At 69.7% G+C, this 12,947-nt stretch carries 10 protein-coding genes; 2 read left to right on the top strand and 8 right to left on the bottom strand.

Annotation, left to right across the window (positions count from 1 at the left end):
* Positions 1-29: 29 nt before the first annotated feature.
* The 4 genes from AC07FT_RS05060 to abc-f all read right to left on the bottom strand — a co-directional run bounded on the left by AC07FT_RS05060 (position 30) and on the right by abc-f (position 4,151).
* On the bottom strand, positions 30-731 hold the full coding sequence (locus AC07FT_RS05060) for a ribonuclease HII (protein ID WP_479174060.1): 702 nt from the start codon (positions 729-731) through the stop codon (positions 30-32).
* 199 nt (positions 732-930) lie between these two features.
* Positions 931-1,824 carry an ADP-ribosylglycohydrolase family protein gene (locus AC07FT_RS05055; protein ID WP_479174059.1) on the bottom strand — a complete coding sequence of 298 codons (894 nt, stop codon included), beginning with the start codon at positions 1,822-1,824 and terminating at the stop codon, positions 931-933.
* Positions 1,825-1,835: 11 nt separating this feature from the next.
* Positions 1,836-2,495 carry a histidine phosphatase family protein gene (locus AC07FT_RS05050; RefSeq protein WP_479174057.1) on the bottom strand — a complete coding sequence of 220 codons (660 nt, stop codon included), beginning with the start codon at positions 2,493-2,495 and terminating at the stop codon, positions 1,836-1,838.
* Between the two features lie 9 nt (positions 2,496-2,504).
* Positions 2,505-4,151, bottom strand: coding sequence for a ribosomal protection-like ABC-F family protein (gene abc-f / locus AC07FT_RS05045; RefSeq protein ID WP_479174055.1), 1,647 nt, complete (start codon positions 4,149-4,151; stop codon positions 2,505-2,507).
* A gap of 124 nt (positions 4,152-4,275) precedes the next feature.
* Between abc-f and AC07FT_RS05040 the strand changes: the two genes are divergently transcribed.
* The gene (locus AC07FT_RS05040) at positions 4,276-4,917 is read left to right on the top strand and encodes a TetR/AcrR family transcriptional regulator (RefSeq protein ID WP_479174053.1); all 642 of its coding nucleotides are present in this window, start codon (positions 4,276-4,278) and stop codon (positions 4,915-4,917) included.
* Between the two features lie 59 nt (positions 4,918-4,976).
* Here the strand turns inward: AC07FT_RS05040 and AC07FT_RS05035 are convergent, their stop codons facing one another.
* The 3 genes from AC07FT_RS05035 to nrdR all read right to left on the bottom strand — a co-directional run bounded on the left by AC07FT_RS05035 (position 4,977) and on the right by nrdR (position 9,365).
* A complete protein-coding gene (locus tag AC07FT_RS05035; RefSeq protein WP_471192747.1) occupies positions 4,977-5,582 on the bottom strand; it encodes a YdbC family protein in 606 nt (201 codons plus the stop codon).
* A gap of 274 nt (positions 5,583-5,856) precedes the next feature.
* Positions 5,857-8,730 (bottom strand): vitamin B12-dependent ribonucleotide reductase, encoded by a 2,874-nt coding sequence (locus tag AC07FT_RS05030; protein WP_479174051.1) that lies wholly within the window; start codon positions 8,728-8,730, stop codon positions 5,857-5,859.
* Between the two features lie 113 nt (positions 8,731-8,843).
* Positions 8,844-9,365 carry a transcriptional regulator NrdR gene (nrdR, locus tag AC07FT_RS05025; RefSeq protein ID WP_478773207.1) on the bottom strand — a complete coding sequence of 174 codons (522 nt, stop codon included), beginning with the start codon at positions 9,363-9,365 and terminating at the stop codon, positions 8,844-8,846.
* 433 nt (positions 9,366-9,798) lie between these two features.
* On the opposite strand from nrdR, the gene lexA reads away from it, so the two are divergent.
* On the top strand, positions 9,799-10,599 hold the full coding sequence (lexA, locus tag AC07FT_RS05020) for a transcriptional repressor LexA (RefSeq protein WP_479174049.1): 801 nt from the start codon (positions 9,799-9,801) through the stop codon (positions 10,597-10,599).
* 108 nt (positions 10,600-10,707) lie between these two features.
* Here lexA and AC07FT_RS05015 read toward each other — a convergent pair whose 3' ends face one another.
* Entirely contained in the window at positions 10,708-12,708 is a 2,001-nt protein-coding gene (locus AC07FT_RS05015) for an ATP-dependent DNA helicase (RefSeq protein ID WP_479174047.1), read from the bottom strand.
* Positions 12,709-12,947 lie beyond the last annotated feature (239 nt).

The following is a 12,947-nucleotide window of genomic DNA, read 5'->3' as shown; positions in this document are numbered from 1 at the left end:
GCGGGTGGCGGTTTTGACCGCTGGTCTGCTCAGAAGTCGAAGCCGAGTTGGCCGTCGCCCTCCAGCCCGACCGGTTCGGGTGCGGTGCGCACCCGCTTGAGGTGCCGCCACCGGGGCAGCCCGTCCAGGTAGGCCCAGGACAGCCGGTGGTGGGGGGTGGGCCCCAGCTCCCGCAGTGCGGCGCGGTGCACGGGGGACGGATATCCGGCGTTGTCACCGAAGCGGAAGTCCGCGTGAACGGCTCCCAGTTCGGCCATCATCGCATCCCGTCGCACCTTGGCGATCACGGAGGCGGCGGCGACGGCCACACAGGACTGATCGCCCTTGATGACCGTACGAACCGTCCAGGGAGAGCCGAGGTAGTTGTGCTTACCGTCCAGGATCACCGCGTCCGGACGGACGGGCAGCCCGTCGAGCGCCCGTGTCGCGGCGAGCCGGAGGGCGGCCGTCATCCCCAGGTCATCGATCTCCTCGGGAGAGGAGTGACCCAGGGCGTGCGCGGTGACCCACGTCTCCAGCTCCTGCGCCAGCGTCGAGCGCTTCTTGGGGCTCAGCAGCTTGGAGTCGGTGAGCCCGGTCGGCGGACGTCGCAGACCGGTGATCGCCGCGCAGACCGTCACCGGCCCGGCCCATGCCCCGCGCCCGACCTCGTCGACACCGACGACGATCTTTGCTCCTGTGGTGGCGCGGAGCGAGCGCTCGACACTGTGGGTGGGCGGTTCGTAGGCCATGGCGAGGACAACATTACGCCGCCCCCACGGAGGTCCGGAAGCGGGTTCCGTGGCCACGGGGTCCGGCTGATCGCATCCGGCACCCTTCCGGCGCCGGCGGTGCCCTCCGGTCCAACACCGCGCCGCGGGCGGGCGGTTTGACCCCGGAGCGGGAGCCGGTCACCGGGCCACCGGACGGTGGCCCGGTGACCGCCGGACGTCAGGCGGGCGGCTCGGGCAGCCAACCGGGCAGCGTCTCGGTGCACTCCTGCCACGCACCGGGCGGTGCCCCGGCCGCCGCAGCGGCGATCACGCCCCCGGTGATGGCACAGGTGGTGTCCACGTCCCCGCCGGCCTGGGCGGTCCGCCAGAACGCCTCCTCGAAGGAGCCCAGGTGGCGGGCCGCGGCCCACAGGGCGAACGGCACGGTGTCATGGGCGCTGGTGCGGCGACCGCATCCGAGCACCGCGGCGACCGTGCCCGCGTCCGCGTAGTCGAGCATGTCCCGGGCACGGCGCAGCCCTGCCTGCACGGCGCTGCGGGGCACGGCCTCGGTCACGCGGTCCAGCAGGTCTTCCGGTCCGGAGTGGCTCGCGGGGTCGGCCACCAGCGCGGCCGCGGCGGCCACCGCCATCGCGCCCGCCACCGCCTCACGGTGCTGGTGCGTGGTGTAGGCCGAGATCTCCGCCTGGTGGGTCGCCTGCTCCACGTCGCCCGCGTACCAGGCGCCGAGAGGGGCGATGCGCATGGCGGCGCCGTTGCCCCAGGAACCCTGCCCGTTGAACAGGGCAGCAGCCAGGTCTCGCCAGTCACCCCCCTCTCTGACCAGCCGGAGCATCCGGTTCACGGCGGGGCCGTAGCCCCGGTCGAAGTCATGGTGCTCGGCGAAGGACCGGGCGAGCTCGTCCTGGTCGATCCGTCCGTGCGAGGCCAGGACGGCCAGCACGGAGCTCGCCATTTCGGTGTCGTCGGTCCACTGCCAGGGGGCAGGAGGCAGCTCACGACGCTTGAGGAACGGATAGTTGGCGGGTACGAAGAACTGGGAGCCGAGGGCATCGCCCACGGACAGCCCGCGCAGGCTCCCGAGGGCCCGGTGGAAACGGTCAGCGGTCATCGCTGGGCACTTTAGCCGGTGAGACCGTACGGCTCGGGGGTGCACCAGCGCTCGAAGGGCCGGTCGATGCGGTAGCGACCGTCGGAGCCGAGCAGCAGGGACCGCGTCTCCCCGTTGCCGGGGTTCGACAATGACTCGAATTCGGCGACGGTCCAGTGCAGCCAGCGCATACAGAACAGCCTCATGGTGAGCCCGTGGGTGACCAGCAGAACGTTCGGCGGATGGTCGGGGTCCTGGAAGCTGCGCCACAAGCTCTCCAGGAAGGCGTCCACCCGGTCGTAGACATCGGCGCCCGACTCGCCCTGCGCGAAGCGGTAGAAGAAGTGCCCGTAGGCGTCGCGGTACGCCTTCTGCTTCCGCACGTCATCGCGGTCCTGCCAGTTTCCCCAGTCCTGCTCGCGCAGCCGCGGTTCCTCCCGGACCCGGGTGCGGGCAGGGTCCAGTCCGAGCAGGGTGAGGGTCTGGTGGGTGCGCCGGTACGGGGACACATAGACCGAAATCCGCTCCTCGCCGAAGGCTGTGCGCAACCGCTTGCCCGCCTCCTGCGCCTGGCGTCGCCCCCGCTCGGTGAGCCTCAGGGCATGATCGGGTTCGCGCTCGTACACCGTGTCGTCGACATTTCCCTCCGATTCTCCGTGCCGTATGAGGACGATGCGCCGGGGTCTTGCCATATCGCCACCCTAGTTCGGCGCCACGGCACGCGCCTCGCTCCCCTTGTCCGCCACGGGCCGCCCGTCGCGGATCTCGCAGAACCGACCGGTGAACCGGCTGCGCAACAGGCGGTCGTGTGACACGACCACCACCGCCCCGGTCCACTGGTCCAGCGCCTGCTCCAGCTGCTCCACCAGTCCGAGGGCCAGATGGTTGGCCGGCTCGTCGAGCAGGAGCAGATCCGCGGGACGGGCCAGCAGCCGGGCCAGGGCAAGCCGACGCCGCTGCCCCGCCGAGAGCGATCCCACCGGCACATGAAGGTCACGTTCTCTGAAGAGCCCGAAGGACAACAGCAGCTCGACCTGCTCCTCCGAGGTCCCCGGCAGCCCGCGCCCGAAGGCCGACAGCAGCCGCTCACTGGGCCGGGCGACCGGTATCTCCTGGGCGAGATAGCCGATCCGGCCCCGCCTCACCACCTGACCGGCATCCGGCCGCTCCACCCCGGCCATGACCCGCAGGAGCGTGGACTTGCCCGCACCGTTGGCCCCGTGGACCAGCAGCCTCTCACCGGCGGCGACCGTGAGCCCCTCCACCGCAAGGCGATCCCCCACCCGCACATCACGCAGGCCGACCAGCACACCGCTCTCACCACCCGCCTCAGGACGCGCGGTGAACCGCAGCGGATCCGGGGGCCGGGGCACCGGAGCCTCCTGGAGCCTGCGCAGCCGCTCCTGGGCGTTGCGCACCCGGCTGGAGACCGAGGACTGCACCCGCCCCTTGTCCCGGTCGTAGGCGACCTTGTTGCCGTCCTTCATCCCCCGGCCGGGAGCGATTCGCCGGGCCACCGTCGTGGCGGCCTCGGCCAGAGCCGCCGTCTCGGCGCACCACTGCTCGTACGCCTGCTCCCAGCGACGGCGCGCGGCGGACTGCCCGGCGATGAATCCGCCGTACCCCCCGCCGTAACGGACCAGGGTGCGCCGGTCGCCGTCCACCTCGACGATGGCGGTCGTCACCCGCTCCAGGAACACCCGGTCATGGGAGACCGCGAGGACGGTGCCGGGGTGGCTCCGCAAGGCATCCTCAAGCCAGATGAGGGCGGCACCGTCGAGATGGTTGGTCGGTTCGTCGAGGAGCATCACTTCGGGGGCCGCCGCGATCAGACAGGCCAGACCGAGCCGGGCCTGCTCTCCTCCCGAGAGGCTGCCGAGCCGCCGGTCCCGCCCGATGGCCACCAGCCCCAGGCCGTGGAGAGCCTTGTCCACCCGGGCATCCGCCTCGTAGCCACCGCGCGCCTCGAAGGAGGTGAGCAGGTCGCCGTACTCGGTGAGCGCCTCGGGAGCGCAGTCGCCGAGCTGCACCTCCAGCTCGCGCAGCTTGCCCTCCATGGCGCGCAGCTCAGACAGAGCCGCGTCGATCGCCTCCCCCACCCGGTGATCCGGAGGCAGTTCGGGAGTCTGGCCGAGATATCCCGCACCGCCCTCGGCCACGGTCACCACCGCGCCGCCGCCGGGCGGTTCGATTCCGGCCAGCACCTTGAGCAGTGTGGATTTGCCCGCGCCGTTCTCCCCGACGATGCCGACCCGTTCACCGGGCCGCACCGAGAAGGACACATCGTCGAGCAGTGTGCGGTCACCGCGGGAGAGGGTGACATCGCGCAGCGAGATCTGAGTGGGCAAAGGCGAACCTCCGAGCGGAAAGCGGACAGGACGGGAGGGGGGAGCCGGACCACTCCAAACACAACTACAGTTGCGTTACCCTCAGCATGCCACGGCAAACCGACTAACACAACTGGAGTTGCAGTTGTCCGCAGAAGATGCCGCCACCTCACCGGGCACCGTCCGGCCCGGAGGACGTACCGCCCGCACCCGCGCCGTCGTTCGCGACGCCGTCCTGACCGGACTCGCCGAGCACGGCTACCCCGGACTCACCGTGGAGTACGTCGCCGAGCGCTCCGGCGTCCACAAGACGACGCTCTACCGGCGCTGGGGCAGCGTCGAAGGGCTGGTGACGGACGCGCTCGACCTCGCGGGCGAGGACACCTGGACGCCCCCCGACACCGGAACGCTGGAGGGCGATCTGCGCGCCCTGGCCCGCGAGGTCAACGACACGTTCGGCGATGCCTCAGCCGCGGTCGTCCCCACCGCCTTCATCGCGGCCGCGTTCCAGTCCGAGCGCACGGCCGGGGCGCTGCACAGCTTCTACACGGAGCGGTTCGCACGCTGCGAGGCCGTCGTGGAACGGGCGGTCGAGCGGGGCGAGGCACCGCCCGGCACCGATGCGGCGGCGGTCGTACGGGCCGTGTCCGCACCGCTGTTCTTCCGAGCGATGATCACCCGGGAACCCCTCGGCGAAGAGCTCGCCGACCAGACGGCCGGAGCCGTCACCGCCGCGGTCAGGGCCGGAGCGTATCTCCCGGCCGTGTCGGGGGAATCAGCCGGTTGAAGGCAATCGGCCGACATCGCACCGGGGACCGGCCCGGGGGTCTCAGCGCATCGAGCCGGTCAGACCGTCCAGGCCGATACGACGCCCACCACATCACCCGCGATCGCGGCCACGTCCGCCTCGATCTGCGCGCGCAAACCCAGGCGCTCCACCCGCTCGGCCCGGTACTTCCCGTGCTCCGCGGCGGAATCCCACATCGACAGCGTGAGGAACTCGTTCCCCGGGGCCTCGCCGAACAGGCCGCGCAGCATCCCGGGAGACCCGGCCATCGCCGGGTTCCACACCTTCTCCTGCACCAGCGTGAAGTGCTCGACCCGCTCCGCGTGGACCCGGCAGTGCGCGACCCGCACCACGTCCACATCGGTGAACCGCGGCTCGAAACCGACCTTCACATCGAAGCGATGCTCGAACAGCCGGATCTGCATGTCCCGGTACGTCCCCGACTGCGAGGCCGCCAGCCGGTCGTGCGACCGCGCCATGAAGGAGTCGTAGAACGTCCGGCTCTCCCAGAACGAGAAGATGTGCGCCACATCGGAACGCCCCCGGCTCCATCCGCCGCCCTGCCCCCGGAAACCCGGTTCCCCGGGCAACCCCGCCCACTTCCGCTGCCCCCGCTCGAAACCCGGACGGTCCACCACGGTGCAGCGAATCCACTTGACCAGCACCGCGCTATCCTACGGCCCCGCCGGTGGCCCGCATCACATGGCCAACCATCCGGCAAGCAGTGATGGTTCACCACCCCGAGTGCCTTGTGCGCCCCTCTCACCACCCGTGCGCCCCCGGAGTCGACCTCCCGAACGGCGCATCCCGTCGGCACGGAAGTCCCTCGGGTGGAGTGAACGGGAACAAGGGGCGGTGAAGCCGGTCAACGGCTTCACCGCCCCTTGTCACATCAGGCCGCCAGGAGGGGGTCGGTCACCTCCCGGACGGGGTCCCGCGTCAGCTGCAACCGCTGGTCGAGCCGCAGCCCTCGCACAGGTAGCAGCTGCCCGCACGGCGCATCTTGGTGCCGCAGGAGAAGCACAGCGGCGCGTCGGCGTTCAGCCCCAGCTGCATCTCGACCAGCTCGGTCGAGCTGTGCGCCTCCTTCGGTGCGGAGGAAGCGGCACGGGGTGCGGACGACGTGGAGGCCGGAGCCTCCACCTGGAGCGGAGCCGACTGGGCCAGGCCCTCGACGTCCACCTCGTCCTCGGGGGACTCGTACGAACCGGTCTCCAGGTGGCGCTGGCGCTCCTCGGCGGAGTGGATGCCGAGCGCCGAGCGGGTCTCGAAGGGCAGGAAGTCCAGCGCCAGGCGGCGGAAGATGTAGTCGACGATCGACTGCGCCATCCGCACGTCCGGGTCGTCCGTCATGCCCGCCGGCTCGAAGCGCATGTTGGTGAACTTCGAGACGTAGGTCTCCAGCGGCACGCCGTACTGGAGGCCGACCGAGACGGCGATGGAGAACGCGTCCATCATGCCCGCGAGGGTCGAGCCCTGCTTGGACATCTTGAGGAAGACCTCGCCCAGCCCGTCGTCCGGGTAGGAGTTGGCGGTCATATAGCCCTCGGCGCCGCCCACCGTGAACGAGGTGGTGATGCCGGGACGGCCCTTGGGGAGGCGTCGGCGGACCGGACGGTACTCGATGATCTTCTCGGCCTCGGGCTCGGCCTGCTCGACGGGCTTCTTCTCCTCCTCCTTCTTCTTGGCGGAGAGAGGCTGGCCGACCTTGCAGTTGTCGCGGTAGATCGCGAGCGCCTTCAGCCCCAGCTTCCAGCCCTCGAAGTAGATCTCCTCGATCTCCTCGATGGTGGCCGACTCCGGCATGTTGACCGTCTTGGAGATGGCCCCGGAGAGGAACGGCTGAGCGGCGGCCATCATCCGCACATGGCCCATCGGCGAGATGGAGCGCTCGCCCATGGCGCAGTCGAAGACCTCGTAGTGCTGGGGCTTCAGCCCCGGCGCGTCGATCACATTGCCGTGGTCGGCGATGTGGGCGACGATCGCCTCGACCTGCTCGGGCTGGTAGCCGAGCCGCTTGAGCGCCTTGGGGACCGTGTTGTTCACGATCTGCATCGAGCCGCCGCCGACCAGCTTCTTGAACTTGACCAGCGCCAGATCGGGCTCGACGCCCGTGGTGTCGCAGTCCATCATCAGGCCGATGGTGCCGGTCGGCGCGAGCACCGACGCCTGGGCGTTGCGGAAGCCGCTCTTCTCGCCGAGGCGGATCACGTCCTGCCACGCCTCGGTGGCCGCCGCCCAGACCGGGGTGTCCAGGTCGTCCATGCGCTTGGCGACGGCGTTGGCGTCCGCGTGCTGCTTCATGACGCGCTTGTGGGCGTCCGCGTTACGGGCGTAGCCGTCGTACGCGCCGACGACAGCCGCCAGCTCGGCGGAGCGCTTGTAAGACGTGCCGGTCATCAGGGAGGTGATGGCTCCGGCCAGCGCGCGCCCGCCGTCGCTGTCATAGGCGTGGCCGGTCGCCATCAGGAGGGCGCCCAGGTTGGCGTAGCCGATGCCCAGCTGACGGAAGGCGCGGGTGGTCTCACCGATCTTCTCGGTCGGGAAGTCCGCGAAGCAGATGGAGATGTCCATCGCGGTGATGACCAGCTCGACGACCTGGGCGAAGCGCTCGGCGTCGAAGCGCTGGTTGCCCTCGTCGTCGTCCTGCAGGAACTTCATCAGGTTGAGCGAGGCCAGGTTGCACGAGGAGTTGTCCAGGTGCATGTACTCACTGCACGGGTTGGAGGCGGTGATCCGGCCCGACTCCGGCGAGGTGTGCCAGTGGTTGATGGTGTCGTCGTACTGGATGCCCGGGTCGGCACAGGCCCAGGCCGCCTCCGCCATCTTCCGGAAGAGGGACTTGGCGTCGACCTCCTCGATGGCCTCGCCGGTCATCCGGGAGCGCAGTCCGAACGCCGAACCCGACTCCACGGCCTTCATGAACGTGTCGTTCACACGGACGGAGTTGTTGGCGTTCTGGTACTGGACGGACGTGATGTCGTCCCCGCCCAGGTCCATGTCGAAGCCCGCGTCACGCAGGGCGCGGATCTTCTCCTCCTCCTTCACCTTGGTCTCGATGAAGGCTTCGACGTCCGGGTGGTCGACGTCGAGGACGACCATCTTGGCGGCGCGGCGGGTGGCCCCACCGGACTTGATCGTTCCGGCGGAGGCGTCGGCCCCGCGCATGAAGGACACGGGCCCGGAAGCGTTGCCACCGGAGGAGAGGAGCTCCTTGGAGGAGCGGATGCGGGAGAGGTTCAGGCCGGCGCCGGAACCGCCCTTGAAGATCATCCCCTCTTCCTTGTACCAGTCCAGGATCGACTCCATGGAGTCGTCCACGGACAGGATGAAGCAGGCGCTGACCTGCTGCGGCTGCTTGGTGCCGACGTTGAACCACACCGGCGAGTTGAAGCTGAAGACCTGGTGCAGCAGGGCGTAGGTCAGCTCGTGGTCGAAGATCTCCGCGTCGGCGGGCGAGGCGAAGTAGCCGTGCTCCTCGCCGGCCGCGCGGTAGGTGTGCACCACGCGGTCGATGAGCTGCCTCAGGCTCGCCTCGCGGTCCGGGGAACCCACCGCGCCGCGGAAGTACTTACTCGTGACGATGTTGACCGCGTTCACCGACCAGAACTCGGGGAACTCGACGCCACGCTGCTCGAAATTGACCGAACCGTCGCGCCAGTTGGTCATGACGACGTCACGACGCTCCCAGACCACCTCGTCGTACGGATGCACGCCGGGGGTGCTGTGGATGCGCTCGATACGCAGACCCTTGTTCGCCTTGCTTCCCTTGGAGCGGGAGCCTCGTGCCGGGCCGCTCGTCGTCTCTGTCATTCCGCCTCCCTGTACGGGCAAAAACGCCCTGATGTGCCCATTTCTTCCCAGGCACGGTGTGTCTGTCTTCCACCCGGGCGCGCACTGCGCCCCGGGTACGTCTGCGCCGCCGGTCAGTCGGCAGCGATGGCCGGCGCGGGGGCCTCCGCGGCCCCGTCGGCACCGGATCCGCGGTCGCGCGCGGGAGGCCGTTGCTGGTCACGCAGCTCCGTGACCGCCGCCTCGAAGTCCTCGAGCGAGTCGAAGGCGCGGTAGACGGAAGCGAAGCGGAGGTAGGCGACGAGGTCGAGCTCCTGGAGCGGGCCGAGTATGGCGAGCCCCACGTCATGAGTGGACAGCTCGGCGCTGCCGGTGGCGCGTACGGCTTCCTCCACCTGCTGGCCGAGCTTGGCGAGGGCGTCCTCGGTGACCGGGCGGCCCTGGCACGCCTTGCGCACACCCGAGATGACCTTGTCGCGGCTGAAGGGCTCGGTGACCCCGCTCCGCTTGATCACCATCAGCGACGCGGTCTCCACAGTGGTGAAGCGACGCGAGCAGTCGGGGCACTGGCGGCGCCTGCGGATCGAACAACCGTCGTCCGTGGTCCGGCTGTCCACCACACGGCTGTCGGGGTTCCTGCAGAAGGGGCAGTGCATGGCTCCGTACCCTCCCTCACCCTTATGAACGGCGCATGGCTGCATAGCCTCGACCGGACCGGAAGGCCCGGTGAAGCGGCCACAAGCATAGGCGAAAACCTCGGCGATGAATCACCAGGGACCACAACCTGTAGGTGGCTTGGATCCATCAAACCACTAGATCTGGTGTCTGGCACTCAACAGGACCGGGTGGCGTGTCACAGTCCGGGAGCAGGCACGAGACTACGCGAGCCACCGTCCTCACGGATTCACGGGGGTCGGAGTGGGAGACTGGAGACCACCGGACGAGCCCCCCGGAGGCTCGGCCTATACACCCAATCCTGTGATCGCGTCAGCCGATCTACGAAATTTCACTCGAACGTGTGTTTGGCGCAACCTTTCGAAAGCAACTACCGTTGTCCAGCTAGGGAGAACATCTCGAGAGGGGCCCGTCGTGACGACCACCGCAGAGAGCACCACCATCACCACTCAGGAGCGCTCCCAGAGCAGGCTCGAACAGGCGCACGCGATGAACCAGACGCCCACCGTGAACGACGCCACGAACACGGAGGGCCAGAAGCCCTCCCGCGCCCTACCCGGACGACCTCCAGGCATCCGGGCGGACAGCTCTGGGCTGACCGACCGGCAGCGCCGCGTCATCGAGGTCATCCGCGACTCTGTGCAGCGGCGCGGCTACCCACCGTCCATGCGGGAGATCGGTCAGGCGGTGGGGCTCTCCAGCACCTCGTCCGTGGCCCATCAGCTGATGGCTCTGGAGCGCAAGGGCTTTCTGCGGCGGGACCCCCACCGTCCCCGGGCCTACGAGGTCCGCGGCTCCGACCAGCCCAGCGCACAGCCGACGGACACCACCGGCAAGCCCGCCGCCTCCTATGTGCCCCTCGTCGGCCGGATCGCGGCCGGTGGCCCGATCCTCGCCGAGGAGTCGGTCGAGGACGTCTTCCCGCTCCCCCGGCAGCTGGTCGGTGACGGCGAGCTGTTCGTCCTCAAGGTGGTCGGCGACTCCATGATCGAAGCCGCCATCTGCGATGGCGACTGGGTGACGGTGCGCCGTCAGCCCGTCGCCGAGAACGGGGACATCGTCGCCGCGATGCTCGACGGCGAGGCCACGGTGAAGCGCTTCAAGCGTGAGGACGGCCATGTGTGGCTCCTCCCGCACAACGCCGCGTACCAGCCGATCCCGGGCGATGAGGCGACCATCCTGGGCAAGGTCGTCGCCGTGTTGCGGCGCGTCTGACGCAACGGATCGAGGTGCACCCCTAGCGTGCCCAACGACCGGGCCCCGGGACCACTGCGCCGGTTCCGGGGCCCTGCTGTGCTCAGCGACAGAGCACGGCCGCTCTGGTCATGCCCCGTCGGCCTTGGCAGCGGCATCGATGGCGGCCAGCGAGCGGCGCACCTGGTTGCGGTCGGTGGTGTACCAGAAGTCCGGCATGGACTTCCGCAGGAACGAGCCGTAGCGCGCCCGCTCGACCCGGGGGTCCAGGACGGCGACGATGCCACGGTCCCCGGACGCCCGGACCAGCCGTCCCGCACCCTGCGCCATCAGCAGCGCGGCGTGGGTCGCCGCGACGGCCATGAAGCCATTGCCTCCGGCTTCCTCCACCGCCTTCTGACGGGCGCTCATCAAGGGGTCGTCAGGACGGGGGAAGGGCACCCGGTCCATGACCACCAACTGACAGCTGGGGCCCGGCACATCGACCCCCTGCCAGAGGGAGAGGGTGCCGAACAGGCAGGTCTCCGCATCGGCGGCGAAAGCGCGGATCAGCTCGCCGAGGGTCTCCTCACCCTGGAGCAGGATCGGCACGTCCAGACGCCCCCGCAGCTCCTCGGCCGCCGCCTGCGCGGCCCGCATCGACGAGAACAGCCCCAGGGTGCGGCCTCCAGCGGCCTCGACCAGCTCGGTGAGTTCATCGAGCATGTCGGAGCGGCTGCCCTCCCGGCCGGGCTGCGCCAGATGCTTGGCGACGTAGAGGATCCCCTGCTTCGCGTAGTCGAACGGTGAGCCGACATCGAGGCCCTTCCAGCGCGGGGCGACGTCCCCCTCGCCCTCGGGGTCCTGGGGGCTCTCGGGCTTGAGGCCCAGGGACGCGGCCACACCGTTGAAGTCCCCGCCGAGTTTGAGGGTGGCGGAGGTGAGCACCACCGAGCGGTCCTCGAACAGCTTCTCCCGGAGCAGCCCGGAGACCGAGAGCGGGGCGACGCGCAGCGAGGCGCCGAAGCGGTCATGGCGCTCGTACCAGACCACGTCGAACTCGGAACCCTCCACGATCCGCTCGGCCACCTGGAGGATGCTCTCCACCGAGCCGAGGGCCTGCTTCCGCACGGCGTCCTCGTCCTGGACGGAGGAGTCCCGGGTGGTGCCCAGTGCCGAGATGACCGTGCGCGACGCGTCGCGGAGCGCCATGAGGGCGTAGCCGAGATCTTCCGGGATCTCCTCGAGACGGCCGGGCAGGGCCAGCTCCATCAGACGCTCGAAGGTCTCCGCGGCGGTCTGCAGGGCATCCGCCGCCTTCTCGTTGACCAGCTTGGCGGCACGCCGCACCGCGCGGTTGACCTGGCCAGGGGTGAGCTCCCCGGTGGCGACGCCGGTGACACGGGAGACCAGCTCATGGGCCTCGTCGACGATCAGCACCTCATGACCGGGCAGCACGGGTGCGCCCTCGATGGCGTCGATGGCGAGGAGGGCGTGATTCGTGACGACGACCTCGGCCAGCTTGGCCCGCTCACGGGCCGCCTCGGCGAAACACTCCGCCCCGTAGGCACATTTGGACGCGCCCAGACATTCCCTGGAGGTCACGGAGACCTGTGACCAGGCACGGTCGGAGACACCGGGGGTGAGGTCGTCGCGATCGCCCGTCTCGGTCTCATCGGCCCAGTCGCGCAACCGCAGCAGATCCTTGCCCAGCTTGCTGGTGGGCGCCGCGGCCTCGAAGGGATCGAACAGACCGGCCTCGTCGGCGTCCTCCTGCGGCACTCCCTCATGGAGACGGTGCAGACACAGGTAGTTCGAACGGCCCTTGAGCATCGCGAACTCGGGGCGCCGGCGCAGCAGCGGGTGCAGTGCCTCGACGGTGCGGGGCAGGTCCCGCTCGACGAGCTGGCGCTGGAGGGCGAGGGTCGCCGTGGCGACGACGACCCGCTCGCCCTGCGCGAGCGCGGGGACGAGATAGCCGAGGGACTTACCGGTGCCGGTGCCTGCCTGCACCAGCAGATGGGAGCTGTCGTCGATCGCCTCCGCCACGGCTTCGGCCATGGCGGTCTGGCCAGGGCGTTCGGCGCCGCCGACGGCGGTGACGGCGGCGTGGAGCAGATCGGCGAGGGGAGGCGAGGACGATTCAGTCATAGGGCTGCCAGCCTACGGGGCACCACCGACATCGCTCTCCCCAGTCCGCACGGTGGCCGATGGATCCGTACAGGCTTTTCGCCGGGGCGGAACGGAATCGGCGTGAGCGGTGTATCAGAAGCAGAGACGCACAGCGGAGCCGATGCGTCACAGGAAGTCACCGGATGTGGGAGGGCAACGCTGATCATGGAAGGCAACCCGGGTGAAGGCGGATCAGGGAGTACGGATCGGGGCAGGGC

Source organism: Streptomyces sp. NPDC045899 (assembly GCF_056431485.1).
This window is presented reverse-complemented; position numbering and strand designations above follow the sequence as displayed.

Coding starts and splice junctions, on each gene's coding strand:
- AC07FT_RS05060 (WP_479174060.1), bottom strand. CDS start 731: ATGGCCTACGAACCGCCCACCCACAGTGTCGAGCGCTCGCTCCGCGCC.
- AC07FT_RS05055 (WP_479174059.1), bottom strand. CDS start 1,824: ATGACCGCTGACCGTTTCCACCGGGCCCTCGGGAGCCTGCGCGGGCTG.
- AC07FT_RS05050 (WP_479174057.1), bottom strand. CDS start 2,495: ATGGCAAGACCCCGGCGCATCGTCCTCATACGGCACGGAGAATCGGAG.
- AC07FT_RS05030 (WP_479174051.1), bottom strand. CDS start 8,730: ATGACAGAGACGACGAGCGGCCCGGCACGAGGCTCCCGCTCCAAGGGA.
- nrdR (WP_478773207.1), bottom strand. CDS start 9,365: ATGCACTGCCCCTTCTGCAGGAACCCCGACAGCCGTGTGGTGGACAGC.
- AC07FT_RS05015 (WP_479174047.1), bottom strand. CDS start 12,708: ATGACTGAATCGTCCTCGCCTCCCCTCGCCGATCTGCTCCACGCCGCC.